The organism is Parabacteroides sp. 20_3, from assembly GCF_964238835.1.
GTDB lineage: Bacteria > Bacteroidota > Bacteroidia > Bacteroidales > Tannerellaceae > Parabacteroides > Parabacteroides distasonis.
In genome coordinates, this window is the sequence record NZ_CAXSNO010000001.1 from 699,110 (window position 1) to 721,758 (window position 22,649).

Annotated in this window: 18 protein-coding genes; 6 read left to right on the forward strand and 12 right to left on the reverse strand. The window is 44.6% G+C overall.

Annotated features, from left to right (window positions below; genetic code table 11):
- Positions 1–52: 52 nt before the first annotated feature.
- A complete protein-coding gene (locus ACESPU_RS02970) occupies positions 53–1,078 on the reverse strand; it encodes an alpha/beta fold hydrolase (protein ID WP_005867989.1) in 1,026 nt (341 codons plus the stop codon).
- A gap of 17 nt (positions 1,079–1,095) precedes the next feature.
- A complete protein-coding gene (locus ACESPU_RS02975) occupies positions 1,096–2,259 on the reverse strand; it encodes an aldo/keto reductase (RefSeq protein WP_005867987.1) in 1,164 nt (387 codons plus the stop codon).
- A gap of 160 nt (positions 2,260–2,419) precedes the next feature.
- Between ACESPU_RS02975 and ACESPU_RS02980 the strand changes: the two genes are divergently transcribed.
- Positions 2,420–3,316: an AraC family transcriptional regulator gene (locus ACESPU_RS02980; protein ID WP_005867986.1), complete on the forward strand. Its 897-nt coding sequence runs from the start codon at positions 2,420–2,422 to the stop codon at positions 3,314–3,316.
- A gap of 31 nt (positions 3,317–3,347) precedes the next feature.
- Here the strand turns inward: ACESPU_RS02980 and ACESPU_RS02985 are convergent, their stop codons facing one another.
- Positions 3,348–4,619, reverse strand: coding sequence for an MBL fold metallo-hydrolase (locus ACESPU_RS02985; RefSeq protein ID WP_373133125.1), 1,272 nt, complete (start codon positions 4,617–4,619; stop codon positions 3,348–3,350).
- Between the two features lie 195 nt (positions 4,620–4,814).
- Here ACESPU_RS02985 and ACESPU_RS02990 point away from each other — a divergent pair, with 195 nt between their 5' ends.
- The 3 genes from ACESPU_RS02990 (at position 4,815) to dinB (ending at position 7,408) form a co-directional block, all read left to right on the forward strand.
- The gene (locus tag ACESPU_RS02990) at positions 4,815–5,486 is read left to right on the forward strand and encodes a peptidylprolyl isomerase (RefSeq protein WP_005867983.1); all 672 of its coding nucleotides are present in this window, start codon (positions 4,815–4,817) and stop codon (positions 5,484–5,486) included.
- Between the two features lie 7 nt (positions 5,487–5,493).
- The gene (locus ACESPU_RS02995; RefSeq protein ID WP_057326624.1) at positions 5,494–6,258 is read left to right on the forward strand and encodes a peptidylprolyl isomerase; all 765 of its coding nucleotides are present in this window, start codon (positions 5,494–5,496) and stop codon (positions 6,256–6,258) included.
- Positions 6,259–6,319: 61 nt separating this feature from the next.
- Positions 6,320–7,408 carry a DNA polymerase IV gene (dinB, locus tag ACESPU_RS03000; protein WP_081024208.1) on the forward strand — a complete coding sequence of 363 codons (1,089 nt, stop codon included), beginning with the start codon at positions 6,320–6,322 and terminating at the stop codon, positions 7,406–7,408.
- A gap of 8 nt (positions 7,409–7,416) precedes the next feature.
- Here the strand turns inward: dinB and ACESPU_RS03005 are convergent, their stop codons facing one another.
- Together ACESPU_RS03005 and ACESPU_RS03010 are read right to left on the reverse strand one after the other, a co-directional pair.
- Positions 7,417–9,975 carry a DUF5686 and carboxypeptidase-like regulatory domain-containing protein gene (locus ACESPU_RS03005; RefSeq protein ID WP_158533001.1) on the reverse strand — a complete coding sequence of 853 codons (2,559 nt, stop codon included), beginning with the start codon at positions 9,973–9,975 and terminating at the stop codon, positions 7,417–7,419.
- A 119-nt stretch (positions 9,976–10,094) separates the two neighbouring features.
- Positions 10,095–13,007: a bifunctional fucokinase/fucose-1-phosphate guanylyltransferase gene (locus tag ACESPU_RS03010; protein ID WP_158533000.1), complete on the reverse strand. Its 2,913-nt coding sequence runs from the start codon at positions 13,005–13,007 to the stop codon at positions 10,095–10,097.
- Between the two features lie 145 nt (positions 13,008–13,152).
- On the opposite strand from ACESPU_RS03010, the gene ACESPU_RS03015 reads away from it, so the two are divergent.
- A complete protein-coding gene (locus ACESPU_RS03015; RefSeq protein WP_005867974.1) occupies positions 13,153–13,782 on the forward strand; it encodes a master DNA invertase Mpi family serine-type recombinase in 630 nt (209 codons plus the stop codon).
- Between the two features lie 224 nt (positions 13,783–14,006).
- A complete protein-coding gene (gene ndk, locus ACESPU_RS03020; protein WP_005867972.1) occupies positions 14,007–14,468 on the forward strand; it encodes a nucleoside-diphosphate kinase in 462 nt (153 codons plus the stop codon).
- 195 nt (positions 14,469–14,663) lie between these two features.
- On the opposite strand, the gene ACESPU_RS03025 is transcribed toward ndk, so the two are convergent.
- The 7 genes from ACESPU_RS03025 to ACESPU_RS03055 form a co-directional block, all read right to left on the reverse strand.
- Positions 14,664–15,854, reverse strand: coding sequence for a glycosyltransferase family 4 protein (locus ACESPU_RS03025; RefSeq protein ID WP_158532999.1), 1,191 nt, complete (start codon positions 15,852–15,854; stop codon positions 14,664–14,666).
- Complete coding sequence (gene wecB, locus ACESPU_RS03030; RefSeq protein ID WP_158532998.1) at positions 15,851–17,011, reverse strand: non-hydrolyzing UDP-N-acetylglucosamine 2-epimerase; 1,161 nt, start codon at positions 17,009–17,011, stop codon at positions 15,851–15,853. Before wecB ends, ACESPU_RS03025 begins: the two co-directional genes overlap by 4 nt.
- Before the next feature lie 29 nt (positions 17,012–17,040).
- Entirely contained in the window at positions 17,041–18,246 is a 1,206-nt protein-coding gene (gene wecC, locus ACESPU_RS03035) for a UDP-N-acetyl-D-mannosamine dehydrogenase (RefSeq protein WP_158532997.1), read from the reverse strand.
- A 277-nt stretch (positions 18,247–18,523) separates the two neighbouring features.
- The gene (locus ACESPU_RS03040) at positions 18,524–18,847 is read right to left on the reverse strand and encodes a nucleotidyltransferase domain-containing protein (protein ID WP_057320057.1); all 324 of its coding nucleotides are present in this window, start codon (positions 18,845–18,847) and stop codon (positions 18,524–18,526) included.
- A gap of 228 nt (positions 18,848–19,075) precedes the next feature.
- The gene (locus tag ACESPU_RS03045) at positions 19,076–20,149 is read right to left on the reverse strand and encodes a hypothetical protein (protein WP_373133126.1); all 1,074 of its coding nucleotides are present in this window, start codon (positions 20,147–20,149) and stop codon (positions 19,076–19,078) included.
- A 68-nt stretch (positions 20,150–20,217) separates the two neighbouring features.
- Positions 20,218–21,345, reverse strand: a complete 1,128-nt coding sequence (locus ACESPU_RS03050; protein ID WP_057320045.1) for a glycosyltransferase family 4 protein — start codon at positions 21,343–21,345, stop codon at positions 20,218–20,220.
- Between the two features lie 9 nt (positions 21,346–21,354).
- The gene (locus ACESPU_RS03055; protein ID WP_057320046.1) at positions 21,355–22,626 is read right to left on the reverse strand and encodes a nucleotide sugar dehydrogenase; all 1,272 of its coding nucleotides are present in this window, start codon (positions 22,624–22,626) and stop codon (positions 21,355–21,357) included.
- Positions 22,627–22,649 lie beyond the last annotated feature (23 nt).

Consider the following 22,649-nt stretch of genomic DNA (forward strand, 5'->3'; position numbering starts at 1 on the left):
CAATACCTCCTAATGAAAACGATACTATATATATTTCCATTACCCAAAAGACCTAGTCCAAAGCTTTTGTATGTAACCATTCAGAAAGCAAATCCGCAACCTCTATATTATTTAAATCCGACATAGGGAAATGGGTATTGCCATGTAATCCTACCTCCGGTAAATGAATAACGGTGACATCCCCACCCAGATCATTCAGCATTTTTGCCCATATCTTCATCAAGTACAAACGGCGTGTCCATTCATATAACTCCGGACGCTCATCAGTCTCGGGTAAATTATCTCCATAATAAATGACGATAGGGACCTTGGTATATTCCATGAATACGGACATAGGTACTTCAATGCCTTCCATTTTCTTGGAAAGCGTAATAAACTTAGCCTCCTCCGGCAATTGCCCTTCCGGAAAAGGAACCGCTCCACCCGGTTCGTATGACGCGATAGCCTTAATGTTTCTCGTCTTAAGCAATGTATTCCATCCAACGGGCCCGCCTTGCGAATGGGTAATAAATACGCCCGGGCCTATCTTGTCGAACAAAGCGGCGTAGGCATCCGAATAGACCTCAAAATCCGTCGTGCCAATAGTCGGCGTCATTTGACGAAAATATTGGTCCAAGGTTTCCTTATCCCGCTTAAACTGTACTCCTTCAAAATAATCCGGCCAGATACCTACACGAAAACGGTTAAACCAAACCTCCTCGTCAAACGCCGGGGAAATTGTCACGCTCTCCGTACCTCTACCGGCGTTCCCTCTACGAGGCTGATCGACAAGATAGACACTAAACCCGCAACGTAAGAAAATATTCTGGAAGCCCTCACGCCCGTCGGGTGTGGTTTCCCATGTCTTAGAAAACTGCCCTACACCATGGGCGAATACCAATGGGTATTTCCTCGCTCCGACCGGCTTTTGATAAAATACGTACGCATGGTCGCCATGATAAGTATGCCCTAATGAGTCAACCAAGACCGTACCTCCAATAGCGAAGCTGCCTTGCTCATCCACCATCAGGACACGCTCATCTCGCTGTTTACATCCAACAAGCAAAAGAATGATACTAAGTATAAAAACAGGTCTCATATTTCCGATAGCTAAATCTATTTCTGTACTTTTGATTCTTGTAACGCGTTATAACGGCTTCCCACTACAGGGATAGCGGAAACCGCATCCTCCAATTCCCTCATCTCACCGGCGGTGAAAATGATATCCGCAGCACGTAAATTCTCCTCCAGATGAGACAGCTTCGTAGTCCCCGGTATAGCTACAATCCAAGGTTTCTTATTCATTAACCATGCCAAGGCAACTTGCGCGGGCGTGATCCCCCGTGTCCTCCCAAAAGCATTCAGCACTTCCACGATCCGCATATTGGCACGGATAGCTTCCGGTTGGAAACGAGGTAAATCTTGACGATTGTCGTTTTCCGGATCAAACCGAGTATACTCGTTAATCAAGCCTCCCAAAAAGCCTCGATTTATCGGACTATAAGGAACAAAGCCAATACCCAGTTCCTCACACAACGGCAATATGCTATCCTCCACGGCACGATGCATCAAATGGTATTCACTCTGTATAGCCGTAACAGGGCAGATCCTATGGGCACGGCGGATGGTATCGGCATTCACCTCACAAAGCCCGAAATGTAATACCTTGCCTTCTCTGATCAATTCGTTCACAGTCTCAGCGACGACCTCAATCGGAGTGTTCGGGTCCGCACGATGCTGGTAAAACATACCGAGAGTTTCTACTCCAAGGTTGCGAAGCGAATTCTCACATACCTTACGTATATTGTTGGGAGAACTATCTTCCTCGGTCTTGATTTGTACGCCATCCACAAACTTATGCCCAAATTTAGTAGTTACAAATACCCGGTCCGAATAACCTTTCAACGCTTCGCCAACTAATCGTTCATTCGTTTGATAACCATAGCTCTCTGCCGTGTCGAACAAAGTAACGCCACGATCGATGGCCTCATGTACCAAAGCGATTACTTGCTTCTTGCCGGGATGCTGGCTGCGATGATAATTCAATCCCATACAACCGAAGCCAATAGCCGATACGACCATGGAAGCCGTACCGCTTCCCAAGGTTCGTTTTGCGCTAATTCCAGCCGCGACCTTACTACCTAAAGCCAAGGGCTCTTGCTTATCCCGGCTCTCATTAGCTACCATTTCATTGGATATAGAAGAAACACACATAGCGGCTCCCGACAGCATCGCCGACCTTAAAAATCCCCGACGATTTATTCCATTGTACTTTCTCATAACTTATGATCTTTTAATAAATAATCTATTTGTCGCAAAAATACCATGTTCCGACATCCGGACATGTACCAAAAATACGGATAGATATACCAATTTCATCGCTCGGAAGACAAAAACATAGGAAAAGAAGTACATTTGCGAAAACTAAAGAGATTAAGCCATGAATGAGATAATGAATATCAACACAGTACAACAATACAACGATTATTTCGGCATAGAAACCAGACATCCATTAGTCAGCGTTATCGACGGACGTGAAGCAAAGCCCCTGCGCTTTTGCAGAAAGCTATATAACCTTTATGCTATATTGCTGAAAGACACGGACTGCGGGCAACTGAAATATGGACGAAGTATATACGACTATCAAAAGGGAGCGATGCTCTTTCTTGCCCCGGGCCAAGTATTGGGTTCGGAAGACGATGGATTATTACACCAACCGGAAGGATGGGTATTGGTATTCCACCCCGAGCTTTTACGAGGAACGCCATTGGCCCATATCATGAGGGACTACTCCTACTTCTCTTACTATGCGAATGAGGCCCTTCACCTTTCGGGACAAGAGCGCAAAACGGTGATCGAATGCATGGAAAGGATAAAGGAAGAACTGCAATACCCTATTGATAAGCACAGTAAATCATTGATAACAGATAATATAAAGCTATTCTTGGATTATTGCACACGTTTCTATGACCGCCAGTTCATCACACGTGAGAATACGAACCAAGACACATTTGCCCGATTCGAGGCATTATTAAACGAATACTTCAATTCAGGAAAACCAGCCCTATATGGGATACCGTCCGTACCCTATTGCGCGGAGAAACTCTGTTTGTCCCCTAACTATTTGAGCGATTTGCTGAAAAAGGAAACTGGCTTATCGGCATTGAAACACATCCAGCAAAAAACACTGGAGATTGCCAAGGAACGAGTGTACAATACTAAAAAGACAATCAGCGAGATCTCCTGCGAGTTAGGATTTCCTTATCCGCAGCACTTCAGTCGATGGTTTAAAAAAATGGCAGGCTGTACGCCTAATGAATATAGAGCGGCCAATTAATAGGTTTCCACCAGCCTGTCATCCGAACCTGTCAATTATACTCCTTATCCGTCACAGCCCGAAGTTGTACGGCATGATTATCGATCGCATGTTCCGTAACGGTCATACATACGATAGAGCTACCCGGTGTCGCCCCATTCCAATGGCGTACATTAGGAGGTGTCACGATCACATCACCCTTCCGGATCACACGTTTCTCTCCTCCTTCCTCTTGATAATATCCTTCTCCATCAAGTACTAACAAGGTTTGCTCGGCATCCGGATGGTAATGCCAGAAATTACGACTGTAAGGTTTGAATATAAAATGTGCGATCATCGTATTACCAGACTCCTTCAACAAGGAGACATAGACATCCCCCGTATTATACTCCGACGAAGCCTTTGCGTCGGCAGGGAAAATCAAGGTTTCGGCACATTGTTCACCCTTGCTAGAGCTGAGAGCTACAAGGTCAAAAGCTTCTCCCGGGGCTAAGACATGAACACGTTCCGGATTACGGATACGCCCTTCTAGCATTTTAGGGTCAGCATTAAATGGTTTCATATTGGGAGCATCCACCGTTCCCCAATGAGACAGGAGAAGCTGCGCTTTAGGATAAGCATTTGCGATCTTTATGGCTCCCTCCAATCCTATATGCCATGAATCATCCGAGAAATCAAAGAAAATCACGTCCGGGGCAGGTAATTCCAAGAACTCAGGAAGAAAGCGGGAATCTCCCGGTGCCCAAATTAAGCCATCCGGTGTTTTCATGAGGAAACCACAATAATCTTCAACCTTAAATTCATGCGTATATCCCGGATACTCATTTTGCCACGTATGGTAAGCCGGGGTTAACTTGATAGAAATCGGACCGACATTAAAAGTCTCCCCGATACGATGTCCGAAAGAGTTCAAACCCTGTGTTTCCATCAAAGAATCCACGTAGAATGTAGAATGATATTCCCGGCATACAGAAGACATTTCCGTACAAGTAGGAACACTGTAATGATCATTGTCGCAATGAGTAATCAATACCGCATCCAAATGGGGAACATCTTTAGGGGCGATCGGCATATTTATTAACAAAGGCATATCAAATCCCCTCAACATAGGATCGACCATCAAACACGTACCACGGCTATTAATCAGAAAGCCAGCGTTCCCCAACCAGCGTATAACCGTATGCCCGGTTGGCTCAAAAGCCTCTTTGCCGAAAGGTTGTGATGCAGAAGGGATGGCTTGAGCCTTTTCATTATAAGAAAACTGAGCCTTTATGTTTAAGACAATCCCCCCTAAAATTAAAATAGCTAAGATACTTGCTCTCATAGTATATTGAATTTAGAGTTTTATTTCTATGACAAAATTACCTAGATTCAACATAAAACGATGTGCATATATTACAGATGTTTGTAACGCTATTACGGTTTCCTACCAAAGAAATCATGTTTAGACCTATTCCTTTGATCATAGATATCGATATTTATTCTTATTTTTGTCCATCTAAAACTAATAGAAATAAATATGAGACGGATTCTTACGATGTTGTTTGTTTCGGTATTTATGCTTTCGCTATGCCCGCTGCATGCGCAAGAGACTGAGACATTGGTGCTGATTGATACGGATATGGGTAAGATCAAGGTGAAACTGTTCAACGACACGCCGTTGCACAGGGATAATTTTATCAAGAACGTAAAAGAACACCGTTACGATGGATTATTGTTCCATCGGGTTATCAAGCAATTCATGATACAAGGAGGCGATATCAACTCGAAAGACGCTCCTTTGGATGCGCATCTGGGCGACGGAGATCTAGATTACACCATCCCCGCAGAGTTCGTGTATCCGAAATATTTTCATAAGCGGGGAATGCTCTGTGCCGCACGTACCCCGGATGAGGAAAATCCTGAGAAGGCCTCATCTGCGACTCAATTCTATATCGTGACCGGAAAGTTCTTTACGGAGATGGAGCTAGATAAGATGACCAAGGAGAAAGGCATCGAGTTTACTCCGGAGCAAAAAGAAGCCTATATGCTGGAAGGCGGAACGCCTCATCTGGACGGCAACTATACGGTATTCGGAGAGGTTATACAGGGTATGAAAGTCGTGGATAAGATACAGTTCGTCGAGACGAACGCCGATGACAGACCCACGAAGAACATAAAGATCAAGTCAATGAAACTCATAGAAAAATAAGTATAAAATGGAAAATCAAGCAACTGAGACAAGGGTGCTTATGCACACCAACAAAGGAGATATAAAGCTGAAATTATATAACGACACGCCATTACATCGTGATAACTTTATCAAGTTGGTACAAGAAGGGCAATATAACGGCTTGCTGTTCCACCGTGTGATCAAGGATTTCATGATACAAGGAGGTGACGTGACTTCCAAGGATGCCCCGATGAACAAGCAACTGGGAGCGGGCGATCTGGGCTATACCGTTCCCGCCGAATTCCGTTACCCGAAATATTTCCACAAGAAAGGAGCCCTTTGCGCCGCACGTACCGGAGACGAGGTGAACCCGGAAAAGGCCTCTTCCGCCTCCCAATTCTATATCGTAACGGGGAAAAAGTATTCGGAACAAGAGTTGAACCAGATGGAAAAGCAATTGGAAGGCCGTCTGAAACAAGAGATATTCGCCCGCCTGCAAAACGAGAACAAGCCTAAGATCATGGAATTCTATCGCAGTGGTAACAAGGAAGAACTGGCGATCCTTCGTGATACCTTGATTGGCAAGACCGAGCTGGAGGCCGAGAAGCGGAAAGACGAGGTAAAGTTAAACCCGGAACTCCGTGAGGCTTACAAGAACGAAGGTGGCGTACCGTTCCTCGACAATCAATACACGGTTTACGGCGAAGTGGTAGAAGGCATGGATGTCGTAGACGCCATACAGTCCTCCAAGACCAACAAGCAAGATCGTCCGGCCGAGAATATCGTCATTAACTCCGTAGAGATCTTATAATGCGGTTATCGGCTTCATAAACAGACGAAGGGTTATCGTAAATACCAGTAATAAAAGAGCTATCTTGAGAAAGATCATACATATCGATATGGATGCCTTTTATGCCTCGGTGGAACAACGAGACAATCCGGAGTTGCGAGGAAAGCCCCTAGCGGTCGGGCATGCGGAGCAGCGAGGCGTAGTAGCTGCCGCTAGCTACGAAGCCCGGAAATATGGGGTACGTTCCGCCATGGCGTCTCAAAAAGCCAAACGTTTATGCCCAGACCTGATATTCGTACATGGAAGGATGGACGTATATAAATCCGTCTCACGCCAGATCCACGAGATCTTCCATGATTATACGGATATCATAGAACCGCTTTCCTTGGATGAAGCCTTTTTGGATGTCACTGATAATAAACGAGGCATCTCTCTCGCTGTAGATATCGCCAAGGAGATCAAGAAACGGATCTGGGATAATTTGAACCTGATAGCGTCAGCGGGAGTCTCCTACAACAAATTTCTAGCGAAAATAGCCTCGGATTATCGGAAGCCCAATGGATTATGCACCATCCATCCAAGCCAAGCCCTCGATTTCATAGCACGTCTTCCCATTGAGTCCTTTTGGGGAGTAGGCCCCGTAACAGCCCGGAAAATGCATACACTCGGTATCCACAACGGGCTGCAATTACGGGAATGTTCGGGGGAGATGCTTACCCGCCAGTTCGGAAAGGCGGGAATACTTTATTATGAGTTTGCCAGAGGTATAGACAACCGTCCCGTAGAAGCGGTACGAATCCGGAAGTCGGTAGGTTGCGAGCATACGCTAGAAAAAGATATCTCCCGCAAATCCTCTGTTATCATCGAGCTTTATCACGTAGCGACCGAACTTATCGGCAGGCTGGAACGTTCCGGATTCAAGGGAAACACACTGACCTTAAAGGTCAAGTTCCACGATTTCAACCAAATCACGAGAAGCCTCAGCCGTCCGGAAGAGTTAACAACCTTAGATAAGATCCTTCCCTTGGCCAAGGAATTACTGAAAGAAGTGGAATATACCGAGCATCCCATCCGACTGATCGGCCTATCCGTATCCAATCCCGTAAAAGAGGAGCCTCATACGAAAGACCGTTGGGAACAATTAAGTTTTGAGTTCAGCGACTGGAAATAACACTTGCCCTAGAAGGATAGCTTCATCATAAAACGTATACCCTTTGTCTGGATGCCCGGATGATCCTTATAGGTCAGACGCCATACATAATCCAAACGCAAGAACTTAAAGATATTCTCGATACCGACACCCGCCTCCATATAAGGAGTAGACGGGTCCATCAGGTAAGAGCCCTGCGGGAATAAGAACAAGCCCTCATTTTGCTCACCGATATACGGATTATTCTTATCCGTCAAGTGACCGAACATACCCCGGAAAGAAAAGACCTCTCTCCATTTTAACTTCTTGATAAGCGGAATACGGTTCAATAAGGCTCCGTTCATGAAATAAGTAATATCCCACGAAGCGTACTCATCGTTGATGAACTCCATCGCGTTCATATTCGTATAAGATTCCGGTTGCACCAAATACGACAAGTTTGCGTTTGGCAAGATCAACAAAGGATAAGGGGCCTTTGTCCAAACTTTACCTGCTTTAGCGAGAATATCCACATAACCGAAAGCAGAGAACCAAAAGCGTTTCTGGATACCAAGCTCCGTCTTCTGATAATCATACGAACAACCTAATACATCTTGGAAAGCCATCGTATGGTTCAAGGTGAATACCGGTGCGTCAAGCGTAATCGGATAACGGTAATTACGAGTCTGGTAGAATTTCTCATTCGGGGCAAAACGGAACTTAAACTCCACTTCCGACATCCGGTAGGAATCGGTAGCCGTGATCTGGCCATCCGGACCGATACGGTCAAACGCGGCGTAACCGGTTGAGTATTCCTTAAAATTCCGAAGTACCGCCCCATAAGCCCAGCCGTTATAATGCTCACGGTAATACGTCAGTTCCATATTCCTTAAATAGGTGGCACGTGTATCCTTCTGCCGCTTCAAGGCTAAGAACATATTATCCTTGTTGGTATACATATACTGCTGACCTAACTGGTTGATATCATATAGGTACTCGAAGCGAATAGAATGCACGGGAAATTCTTTCCGATAATCCTTCTTATCGATAAAAGAATATTCTACGATACCATCATATTTCAACTTGCGGTCTTTCGATCCATAAGCCAAATAACCATCCAAGAAAAGACGTTTACTGAACGCCGTTGTCGTGGTTCCACCGACACGGAAGCGGGCCCCCTCAATCGCGTTACCACTGATATAGGTGTTCATCGGACCAAACTCGAACTTGCTCTTCTCCGGAATCTTATTCGTCGCGATATAACCGGAGGTAAGGATCGAAACAACCTTCTCCGTCACATAGAAAATAGGAACGGAACGAAGTTTCGCCATTAGCAACTCCACGTTATTCTGCTTGCGAGTTCCCGCCTCAGTAGGACGATTCTCCTCCCAGAAATCCGCCGAACGGCGATAAGCTTCCATCGGTATAATAATAGGTGCGCTCTCCTCAAAAACTTTAGGATCATCTGGTCCCTCAAACGCTTGATTCGAATAGATATTCAAACGGCGGGCATACATTCCTTTCGATTTCTCCGTCAATTTGAAGTCCACGTTGATATCATCTTTCGTAATGATACGAGTCCCATCCGGGGCACGGTCGAAAGTCTGCTCGATCGTCATTCCACCGACAAAATTCAAGTTGATCTTCTTCGGGACATTCAACTTAACCTTCTGCACGAAATAAGTAGAATCCAACGTGATAAAAAGATGTCCCGTAAAACCGAACGTCTCCGGAGTAAACGGAGCGAAACCCAAATCCACGCACTTCTGTCCGGCGACCTCCACCGTGTCTAGCAAATAATATTTATAGAAGTTAGGCCCCATCGTAGACATAGGACTAACGAAACGGTTCAAGAACAAAGGAATATCATTCTGGAAGATATTCACTTCCCGGAATACCTCATTCAAGAACTGTTGCATACCGTCTCGTGAGAAGACCTCATCCACACCAGCCGCTTTCGTAGCCAGAACGACCCTCTTTTCCGTCTTCGGGTCTTTACGATAATAAACGGTCTGGATTTTCTCACGTTCGGATACCGGCAAGATCGTCTTTCCCACCTCCAACGTATCGATAAACTCAGTCAAGAAGTCAAACTTTCCCGCCTTTCCATCTTTTTTCGGTTTCGGTTGGTAATCGTTCATAGCGAAGACCATCTTCTCGTATTGATCATACCGAAAATAATCATGATTACGAGGATCGTTGCTCTCCCGACGTGCGATAGCGTTTTTGATAAAGGTAACCGCAGGATTATCCTTCTTCCGATATCTTTCCTTTCCCGGCTTGATAATCACCTCCGACAAATTAATACTTGTCGGAGCTAACTGAATCTTCAAATGTTCCGCTTTACCCGGAACGAATTTCAATTCTTTCTCCGTATAACCCAGATAAGAGACCTGTAAAGTACGTACCTTAGATGAAGAGGAGAGCGTAAAAGCCCCATCCAGATCTGTCGTAGCACCTATCGTAGTTCCCTTCAAAATCACAGCCACATAAGGCAAAGGTTCTCCCGTAATAGAATCAGTCACGATTCCTTTTATCATGTAGTTCTGGCTCTTCGCTACCCAAGCGAACGCCAATAAAAGCCATATAAAAACAATTCTCTTCCCCATCAGATCTGACACCTCATTAAACTCCGCAAAAGTACAACAGGATCATTTATATAAATGTTCCAAAACACATGCAATATATTCCAATTAGCAACAAATGGTCTAAAAAGCCAATCGTACTTTCAAGAACGACTAATCTGAAGCCCCTTATTCGATAAGCTCATCTCCACGAACCGGGCGTTCGAATTGGGTGGAGAAAGAGTCAATATCTTTCGGATTTGCAGGGCCGCACCCGGGTCTTTCGCTACGATATATAAGTAACCACCACCGCCTGCTCCCGGAAGTTTATATCCCAAGGCATAAGCCTGTATCTTGGAGATAATAGCTTCCACCGCCGCCGGATTCGTTCCGGAATCGAGTGCCTTATTTTGCTCCCAAGTCTTTCCGACCCATTTACCATAAGTCACGAAGTCTCCGCATTGGATCGCCTCGTACATATCAAGCGCATGAGCTTTCATCTCGGACAAAAGACCTAAATGCGCCTCGCTATTCAAGAACATACCTCGTACGATTTCCGATAAAATATCTTTTGCCGTACGAGTAATTCCCGTATAATAAAGAAGATGACAAGGCCGGTATTCCGGATCAGTAAACAAGTATTCCGGCAGCCAACGTACCAAAGGATTCTGATTAAAACCCTCGTTCGTTTGCAAGAGTTTCAAACCGTGCAATACGCCACCGTATTGATCTTGCCATCCCCCGCCGGTAGTCAGCAATTGTTCTAAAATCAAGGTGCGGTTTCCGATCTCATTCTTATCCCAAGCCAAGCCACAAAAATCAGAGATAGCGCCCAGCACGGTAGCCGCGAGGATCGAGCTAGTGCCTAAACCGGAACCCGCCGGTATCGCCGCCAACAAGGTAATCTCCAGCCCGCTACCAAAAGCTTCCAACTGGACATCCAAAGAAGCATAAGCCTCCGCCGAGAATTCCGGGACAAATCCCGCCAAGGCCAAAGCCGCTTTCGGGATGGAAAACGGCGATCCTACCTTATTATAATCACGAAGCTCGTCCCATGAAGAGATAACCTCCATCGCTCCCAGATCGATCGAGCGAAGGATAATCTTATGGGTATCGGAAGGCTTGATATAGACTTGTAGCGGTGGTTGCCCGTTTAACTCGATCGCCACGTTCACCACGTTTCCACCCGCATATAAGCAATAGGGCGGCGTATCTGTCCACCCACCTGCCAAATCGATACGTACCGGACTACGTCCCCATACGATCTGGTCCCGATAGACATTCAAACACGGCTGCTGCTTACTTCCGAGGACGGAACCGACCAGCCCCTCCCGCAACAAAGCGAAAGCCTTTTGCTCCTCCTCCTTATACGTTTCCCCCAAGATCTTCATCACCTGAGAGCGGAACATATGATTATGTATCCTTTTCATCAACGGATTATCCTCGGAAAGAGCTTTCGGTAAGACAATCTTGTCTTTGGCGAAGCTTTCCGCCGCATCCGAAAGATCCAATTGATAGAATACACTTTTCTCATGATTAGCGGCCAATAATGACCAGTCTTTTTTACGGAAAACTTCTCGCTGAGCTACTAAACGGCGTAAATTCGCTTGATCGGACAAATCATTCGCCGATAATTTTCGGGCGGAAAGCCAAATAAACTTTCCCTCTTCTCTATCCGGCTCCGTAATCATCCAGCGCAGCACTTTTCCCAGCTCATCCACGGTTTGGCAAATAGGGAACAAAGGTGCGTTTTGTATATCCTCATTCCCTCCCAAGGTGATCCCTCGCTCCATCGCCCAAGTCAAGATAGGTTTCCCCATAAACAAGGTAGACACATCAGACAAGGCCCCTTTAAACAAGTCATTAAAACCATAGGGCCTTGCCGCCCAATTAGCTTCCCCTACCGGGACAACATCTACACAGACACCTTCCGGAAGAGATAAGTTCCAATTATTCTCCGGAACACCCGTTATAATTTGCTGGCCACGTAACGTCCAATTCTCACCGATATAACTATTCTCTATCCATAATTCCGAATTCTCAGCGGTCAATTTCTGGTGTAACACCGCATTCTGCACAAACATGGCGGGATGTGGTTTCACCTTACGCTGCATGATCGCACGTTGATCCCTAACTAAGTTCTGTACCGCCAATGTAGAGGAAATCAACTCACGGCTAGTTCCATAATGATAGAACTCTCCACCCGGAAGCGGCAGAATCGCTACTGAAAGCTGATTCAACTCCGAGTCCGTGATACGTGGATTCTTCCCCAAGGCCAACCCGAACTCAGCATATAAATCATACGCCTTCATCGCCTTGCCATCCTCGGTATAGGAATGTTTCATTAATAACCGCACCGCCTTGTCGCTTAGCAGCCAGATACCGATATCCATCAAGAATAAATGACTACCCGCCAATTCCCCCAAAGTTTCCAACGAAGGCTTCTGTAGCATGAAGTCCAGAGTGTCCGGAGACTTACGGCTCGATACAAAAACCCCGTGATTCTTGGCCAACGAAGGCTCGACCCATAAACCGTAACAAACCACATCTACCTCAGGAATCTCCTGCAAAGGCTGGTTAGCACGGATATATACGTCACCGCTAGCGATCAAGGTATGAAGCGATTCCGGTGCCTTTTTCATGATCCGTTCATAAAGAGGTAATTGCAAGGACAATAAGTTCTGGGATAACCTCTGCCCTCTTGCCCAGCGAAACACAGGGATCGGAGTCAATATTTTCCCGGATGGCGCATATCCGGGCAAACGGCGGCTTTGCCCTCCGGCATGCAACAAGATACGCTTCTCCTGTCCCAACCACTCTTCCGTCGGTACATCCGGAGCCTCTTTTTGCCGGGAGGCCTCCAACAACCAAGTCGTTCCTCCCCCGGACCCTAAGCGGGCGCCTACCGGATCCGAGGTGCAAAACCATTCCTCTGTACTTACATGCTCTACCGCATGGAAACAATCTACCAAATTTGGAGGTAAAGACAATAACTTTTTCATACCCATGATCATTCTAAGACTCCATCTTATTTTTCGAAAGCAAAAGTAACTTAAATTTTCTATACGGATATCCATTAACCCTTTTTATTACAATTTGTATGGAGTTCAAGCCCACTCAACTTCTTTAACACACCCATAAAAAAGTTTGTTTTTACTAAAACGCACTATCAATCAATCCGTTTCCAGTATCTTGGTTGTTGTTTAATTAAATATAGGACATATGGTATACGGTTATGTAAGAGTCAGTACAGACAAACAAACTACTGAAAACCAGCGATTCGAGATTGAGAAATTCACAAAATCGAGGAACATGAGAATCGACAGGTGGGTAGATGAGACGATCAGCGGGACAAAAGTAATCGCCGATCGCCAACTTGGTAAATTATTAAAGCAAATACGTAAAGGCGACATCCTGATCACGACGGAACTGTCACGTCTCGGACGTAATCTTATGCAAGTTATGAGCTTCCTTCATCAATGTATGGAAAGAGACATCATTGTATTTACGGTAAAGGAAGGTTACGAACTCGGAAATAACATTAACAGTAAAATCTTGGCATTCGCATTTAGCCTAAGCGCCGAAATTGAACGCAACCTGATTTCGCAACGAACGAAAGAAGCGTTGGCTCGGAAAAAAGTGCAAGGTGCCAAACTGGGCCGTCCGAAAGGAGAGCGACCGGAAACCTGTAAGCTAAAAGGTAAGGAAGAGATGATCTTGCAGTATATTAAAGAACATAAGACTAAAGTATATATCAGCAAGAAACTGGGAGTAAACCGGCAAACCTTGAGGGAATTTCTCAAGACTCATCCGGAAATTCCACGGAAATGGAAAAGAATACAGAAGGATTAACAACTCGAGCAATAATTAACGTATGTTAAATTAGTTTAGTTTAGCAGACTTATCGCTCGTTTATTTGTTTATTCCCATTAACTTGCGGAGGAATAAGATAGAAATATACTTGAAATATCCTAAAAAACATTTCATCCTTTATTCCTCTATCATTCATAAAACGCCGCAAGGTTAACATGTATTCAAGACATCAAACATTTGTTTAATCTTTTAATATAAATCTTATGGAAAAAACATTGGTTATTTTAAAGCCTTGTACCGTTCAGCGAGGGCTGATCGGTGAAATCGTAACCCGTTTCGAAAAGAAGGGACTCCGTCTGGCCGGCATGAAGATGGTTTGGCTGACTGACGAGATCTTGAGTGAGCATTACGCCCACCTAAAAGAAAAGCCTTTCTTCCAACGGATCAAGGACGCGATGAGTGTATGCCCGGTAATTGTATGTTGCTGGGAAGGGGTAGATGCCATACATGTAGTAAGAACCTTGGCCGGCGCTACCAATGGTAGAAACGCCGCTCCCGGTACGATACGGGGAGATTATAGTATGAGCGTACAAGAGAATATCGTACACGCATCAGACTCACCGGAGACAGCCGAGATCGAATTGAAACGCTTCTTCAAGGATGACGAGATATTCGATTATGAGCTGAAAAACCTATTGAGTCTTTACGCCAATGACGAGTTTTAAATAAAAAAGAATAGCCGGAAACGAGAGAAATCATTCTCACCTTTCCGGCTCTCATATTTAGAAACCAACATCCTATTCTCCCGAACTGAATGAACAACCTAATTACTAATCTAAAAATCTAATACCATGAAAAACACACTACTATATCTATAACAGGGCATCCCCGCAAAATGTTTAAGGGATTTCATCCTGAAATTAGAAAGCCGATAAAAAACGTTTGTACGCCTCCAGTTGCCTTTCAAAACAGAAAGTTGTCTGGGATAATCTTAAGCAGTTCGCTTTTAGCTGTCGATACTCCTCATCCGGCAAGTGGCTCATGGCCCGTATATTTTTAGAAAGTCGCTCATAATCTCCGGGGGCCGAGACAAGGCCCAACTGATTCTCCTTTACAATCTCCTCGCCCTCGCCGCCTCCACAAAACAAGATAGGAACGCCTAACGGCAGCAAATCAAATAATTTAGAAGGTACCGCCCCCCTTATACGAACCGTCAAGGGGATAATGGAGGCATGGTAACGTGTAAGCTCCTCACGCATCCGTTCCTTGGGCAAAGAGCCATGATAAAAGACCCCTTTATCATGTGTCCTCACATAATCCTCTATCTCCAAGGCTTGATTGCCCCCTCCAAATAAATGAAGCTCCGCTCCCATCCCTTTAAAATCGATACGCTCTATCAACTCCAATATATTCTGCGCCACGCCCAGCAAACCGGCATAGACGATCCTGAAAGGCTTTCGAGAAGAAGGGGGTTGATTCGGTAAAACAAAACGATGCTGCAAATTCCGATACAAGAACGAGGCCTTGCCCGGCTCATACCGTTTTATATAATCCACGATCTCCTTACTCTGCCCTTGACAGGCCGTGGCCTTACGATAAAGGAACCGTTCGATACGCCCCATCACCCCATGATAAACGCCCCCCTCTTTCATGGCCCCCAGCTCCACGGCCGACAATGGCCAAAGGTCTGAGACGTTCAGCACCACCTTTTTCTGGTAGCAGCAACGAAAAAGCAACATGGCCGAGGCCGCCGCCAAAACAGGAGGGGTCTGGATGATCACCTTATCATAAGATTTTATACGCTTACGCTTGAGAGCGAAACACCAAAGGGTCGTGGCGAAAGTGCACATACTGGCAAGACGGACCAACGGTCTCCTCGAGATCGAGGCATACGTCCAGTACCTGAAGACCATTATCCCGTTTACATCCTCTGTCTTGGAAAAAGCCCCCCTATATCCATCAAAGATACGTCCCTTGGGATAATTGGGTAAGCAAGTCAACACATCCACCTTTATCCCTAAGCCGGACAGTCCCTCCGCCATGTTCGTAATGCGTGAGGGTGCCGCACCGATCTCCGGAAGATAAGAGGGAGAAACGATCAAGACCCTCATTCCTTCCGGTTCAAAAATTCCACGATCCTTCCGCAAGCCAATCCATCGCCATAGGGATTGACCGCCTTGCTCATCGCATCGTAATAAGCCGTATCATCAAGCAACGCCGAGACCTCGCTCACGATCTTGTCATAGTCCGTTCCGACCAGTTTCACCGTACCTGCCGCGAGAGCCTCCGGACGCTCGGTCGTATCACGCATCACCAACACGGGCTTGCCCAAGCCGGGAGCCTCCTCTTGGATACCGCCGCTATCGGTCAGCACTATCGTTGATTTCTCCATCAGATAGACAAACGACAGATATTCCAATGGCTCAATGAAGAACATATTACCCAGATCAGATAAATCCCCGCCGAATACCTCGTGAATCGGTTTGCGCACATTGGGATTCAAGTGCATAGGATAGACAAAATCCACCTCCGGATACTTCCGGGTCAAGTCCTTGATAGCCGTACACATCTGGATGAATCCATCACCGAAGTTCTCCCGGCGATGACCCGTGATCAACACCAGTCTCTTGCCTCCGGCCAGACGGTTCACGTCATACCCCGAACGTAAAAGCACGCCTTCCAGCTCCTTGTCCAGCTCAGCGTCCGTCTTTATCTTAGTCACCACTTGCCGTAAGGCGTCTATCACCGTATTGCCGGTAACCAAGATTGAGTCCGGATTCACGTCCTCTCGCATCAAGTTTTGCTTGCTCAACCGCGTGGGTGCGAAATTATACGTGGCGATACGCCCCGTAATCTGCCGGTTCATCTCCTCCGGCCACGGGCTATAGATATTGTGGGTACGAAGGCCGGCCTCTATATGACCTACAGGTATCTGTTGGTAGAAAGCGGCCAAGGCGGCCGCCGTGCTCGTGGTGGTATCCCCATGCACCAGCACGACATCGGGTGTCGCCTCACGCAACACGTCACGCATACCGGTAAGGACACGGGCGGTCACGTCATATAAGTCCTGACCCTGCCTCATGATATTCAAATCATAATCCGGCGTGATCTCGAACAATTTTAACACTTGATCCAACATCTCCCGATGCTGTCCGGTAACGCACACGATGGTCTCGAACGACTCCGGATGTTTCTGGAACTCCTTCACCAGCGGAGCCATCTTGATCGCCTCGGGACGGGTCCCGAAGACTAACATTATTTTCCTCATTACAGCGTATTCTTCTATTTAGCGAACGATTATTTCTTGAATGTCCCGCAAAAGTCCAGCACCTCCACGTCATCCCGATAATTCAACCCCGCAAACTCCCTATGATTCACCAAGAAAACCACTATATCCGCCTTCTCGTATGCCTCCTTATAAGGGGTCAACTTAAACAGCTTATGCTCCGAAACGTTCGGCTCCACCACCATGATATCAGCGTTGTTGCACGATTGCAACACCTTCGTCGTTATTCCCTTGGCCGGAGACTCGCGCAAGTCATCGATATCAGGCTTGAAAGCCAAGCCCATCATTGCCACCGCCGGCTTACGCCCATGCTTCAGCTCAAACCGTAGCATGGCGTTCCTCACTTTCTCAGCGCACCAGAAAGCCTTGTAATTATTCGTCTCACGGGCCGTCGAGATCATACGGCTCTCCATCGGAAACTCCGCCGTGATGAAATAAGGGTCCACCGCTATGCAATGACCGCCAACACCACAACCCGGCCGTAAGATATTCACACGGGGATGCCTGTTCGCCAAATCGATCAGCTCCCACACATTGATTCCCGCTTTATCGCAAATAAACGACAGCTCATTGGCGAAAGCGATCTGTACGTCCCGGCTTGAGTTCTCGGTCAATTTACACATCTCGGCCGTCTTGCTATTCGTTGGGTGAAGCGTACCCTTCACGAACTGGCCGTAGAACTCCATCGCCTTACGGGTAGAGGCCTCGTCCATACCGCCGATGACCCGATCGTTATGCACCAACTCATAGATCACGTTACCCGGAAGCACCCGCTCCGGACAATAAGCGATATAGATCTTGCCCTCCAGCTCCGGCCGTTCCGAGAAAATCAAACTAGCCATCAGCTCGGTCGTCCCCACCGGCGAGGTAGACTCGATCACGTACAAATCCCCCTCCTTCAACAAAGGAAGCACCATACGGGTAGCCGACTCAACGAACGATACGTCCGGCTCATGATCCCCCTTGAAAGGAGTGGGTACCACCATGAAATAAGCGTCGCTCACCCGAGGCTCGGTGTACGCCTTGAAATGTCCGGAGGCCAGTACCTCCCGCAACATCTCCTCCATACCCGGCTCGATGATATGCAATTTCCCTTGGTTGGTAACCTCCACCACCTGGGCGTTAATATCCACGCCGGCGATATCCACCCCGTGCTTTGCGGCAATAATAGCCGTGGGCAGGCCAATATAGCCCAAACCCATGAAACATGCTTTCATAAGAAATATGTGTTAAAAAGATAATGTATCAAAAAGTATTCGGCCTTTCAGTATTCAGACCGGTAGGAATCCTTAATAGTCAGGTTTTGACATACGCATTCCAAGCATATCTAATGTAAATGATATGCGTTAGATTCACGCTCAAGACTGGAAAAAGTATTTTTTCAGCCTATTTATCGATCAATAAAAGTAATGTATTTAAATAATCCTCAACAGAATCCATCAAAGGAAGAATCTCATTGGCATCAATCACAATCCAGTCATCATAATCTCCACTTTACCTCAACTCAAGCTCAATAGCATCTAATTCCACATTCTTGAAAAAGGGAGTCCCCTTACGCTTCATCCATTCCGTGAAAGTGTACAACTTCGTGCTAAAATATTCACTGAATTGCCATCCCAGATCCACTAAAGGATACGCATAAGTGTCAAAATCAGCGGAAGTGATCTTTTCCTTATCTAATAATATCAGAATATCCCAATCCGATTCATCATGCACATCTCCACGGGCTTGCGAACCGAACAAAAAGACCTTTGTCCCTGCCGGCATCACTTGCTTTATCAAAGCCCTAAGAGAAATTAATATATCGTCCTTACGCATTTGCATTTAAAATAAATCTTAGAATAAAGATACTTACTTTTAGTAAGGTTACAAATATTCTTCTTGATTTTCTATTTCTACTATCTCATATAGGTTTCACAAAATTGATAGATTTCTGATTAAAACCATTTAAAGTTCCATGCTCACGAATATAAGCACGCATAGCCCGTTTGTCCTCTATCATCTGTTTAAAAAGCCCTTTGCCCTTCTCCACGGAGGAATCAATCGCTAATGTATCTTTAATCCATAAGTATTTGATAATTCTAAATGATCAACTATACCATCATAATCATCAACAGAAACAGGATTAACAGGAAGCGATGAAATTTCCATATGCTCATCAAAAAGTACAGGAAATGTAACACACCCATATTGAAACAACCTCATAGGCAAAAAATCTTTTTTATATGATTTTAGTTTCTGACAAGCCAAATCATCAGATACATAAAACACATCGATAAGATTAGATTTTATACCCTTGCCTCTCCTATTATCAATTAAAGAGATAATCTTAGAAGAAACAGAAGGTCTGGGTTCTACTGTCGTCGAGAAGACCAAACCTTCTTTCAAGATCAATCCATAAATCACAGACCCACCAAGAGATAATAGTTTCCGGGGTATGCTATCAGAAAAAGGCACATAATATAAATAGTTATCCTCCATCACCGCATCTGTGGCGTAAAGCAATCCATTTTCCAATACCTTCCCAATCACAGCTCGGTATGACTGTTGACCTACTAAATAAGGAGTGACCTTAGAAAAATCACTATTAGCTATGTAAATCCCCACGTCATCACCAAAATCCCCTGTGAAAATAAAAAAGCGTTCACGATATTTATCGTATAATATATTATGTATATGTTTTACTGATCCTGCGGGAAATGTATAGCATATTTCACTATGCAAAGATTCATCTAATTTATAGATATGAATTTCTTCACCATTCACATTTTGACCATAATCACCATAATATACGACATTCATTCCATAAGACCTCATAGAACAAAATGTTAGCACTTCACTAAATCCTATTCTGAGATTTTCCACACTCACAATATTTGCTTTACTTAGCGATATAAACCACAACTTCCGAAGGAAAGCGAGTATTAAAATATCTTCCGTAAGAAACGTTGCGCACCGTGGCTCTAATCGGAATAGACGAACGAGGGAACGAAATCTACACAAATATTTTATAAAAGGCGACTGTGTTGGCATTTCGATTTTACAACCATCGGGCAAGAGCACTTTCATTCTGTCAAAACCAATAAACCCATGATCCGATAAGATAGATAGTATTTTCATTCTTTTATCTTTTTTTTGATTAAATAGAAGATATTTTTCAACAGGAACATGAATGCCCCATCATATCCTTACTGAACAATACTCTTATAACCATTAATATATTTCTCCGCAATCCAATTCCAATCAAACAGGGTAAAATCAACTTGCTTATTGGAATATATGCTCTGATTATTCAATATCGTGTAAATAGCCTGCTCTATTTCCTCTATCGATTTAGCGTTAACTCCTATGCCTACAGGAGATTCTTTTTCCGAGAATAATTGGTCAACACCTTGACCTTTACCATATATTATCGGGAGATTCTGCGATAATGCCTCTATATAAACCAATCCGAATGTTTCATAAATACTTGGCATCGCAAATAACGCATGATGCCTCATTATAGATCGTATTATCGATTTATCATGAATCCTACCTAAATTCCGAACAAAATCACTATTCCGATTTATCACATTGAGAGTCTTATTTCTATGATCTTCACCTCCTCCAATAATAGTCAGGTAAACATCTTTAAAAGCAGGATTAAAACGAACCCGACGTATAGCCTCAATCAAACGACTCACATTCTTATTCCTAGAAAAATCCCCAACATAAAGCACTCCCCTTCCTGATCTTATGGTCGTATCAAGGTGTGAAAGCCAATAATCATCAATACCATTGGGCTGAAAAACAAATTTATACCTAATACATTCTAGAATAGATCGTGTAAAATAAAGTTGCTCAAATTCTTTCTTAAGGGCTTTCGATAAGAAAATTATATTCTTTGCATGTAGTAAAATTTCACGACCGGCGTTCCATGTTTGGGGCTGGGTTTTTGAAAAAGTATTTATGTCCGTGTTCCGAACGGCAACTATGTAAGGGATGCCGTATTCCCTATAAGCCTTATAAGCTAATCCGCCATCAGAAAACAACGTAGCAGCATGAATCAAGTCAAATTCACTTAAATCGACCCTTGCTTTCATGTCCTTATACAAAACTCTTCGCTTATAATGATAAAGAAACTTATACCACGACTTGATAATATAACTATAAATAAATTCGACATGAGTTCCTTCAAATCGGTTAACACCTATTAGCTTCTGATCTCGGACAGGACAATAGACCACTTGTTCCACTCCCTTTTCATCCAATTTTCTCACCAAGCTAACATGAACCTTACTCCCCGCAAAGTCATTACAGATCTGTAAAACTTTCATTCTGATATATTATAACCGACCATCTATGATTTCTCTTTTAAAAACCCCCTTGACATCATAGATCACGCCTCCATCCTTAATAAGACTTTTCACATTAAGACTCAAAAATTCCGCATGGGCAACACCTAAAATGACGGCATCAAACTTCTCTTTCTCTGCAAGGCTACTAACAATCTTTATACCATACTCATGTTCTACAGCTCTAGGATTTGCCCATGGATCATAAATGGTAATATTTTCCGTGTATTCTTTAAATGTATGATAAATATCCACGATCTTCGTATTACGAATATCAGGGCAATTTTCCTTGAAAGTGATTCCTAGAATAAGGATCTTAGCATTTTTCACTATTACCCCTTTTTTATTCATACATTTAATAGTCTGCTCTGCCACATAGGCACCCATGCCATCATTCAAGCGACGAGCAGAAAACATCAGACGAGGTAGTACCCCATATACCTGTGCTTTTTGAATCAAATAATATGGATCCACCGAGATACAGTGACCACCCACCAAACCCGGTTTCAACTTAATAAAATTCCATTTGGAACCGGCCGCCTCAATCACGTCATTCGTATCGATACCCATTGCATTGAAAATCTTAGCTAACTCATTCATAAAAGCGATGTTTACGTCACGTTGTGAGTTTTCAATTATCTTCGATGCTTCTGCGACCTTGATAGATGGAGCTTTATGTGTACCATTCACTAATACCGAATTATAAACCTCATCTACGATATCAGCTATTTCCGGCGTAGAACCTGAGGTTACTTTCTTGATTTTCTCTACCGTATGCTCCTTGTCCCCCGGATTGATTCGTTCCGGTGAATAACCGGCAAAGAAATCCGTATTAAACTTCAAACCCGATATTCTTTCTACAACCGGAAGACATTCCTCTTCCGTGACACCCGGATATACCGTTGATTCATACACCACGATATCACCTTTGGATATCACCTTCCCCACCGTTTCACTCGCATCCCATAACGGGCAAAGATCCGGACGATTATTCTCGTCCACCGGAGTAGGTACAGCCACTACATAGAAGTTACAATCCTTAATATCCTCCAACGAAGTAGTACACTTAAAACCATGGTTACAGATAGCATCCTGCAACAATTCATCCGCTACTTCCAACGTAGCATCATGACCTATCATCAATGTATCTACACGGCTTTGATTCATGTCAAAACCAATTGTGGGATACTTCGTTGAGAAAAGTCGAGCTAAAGGTAAACCGACATAACCCAAGCCAATTACGGCAATCTTTATAACATTCATACGTGTAATTATTTTAACATAAT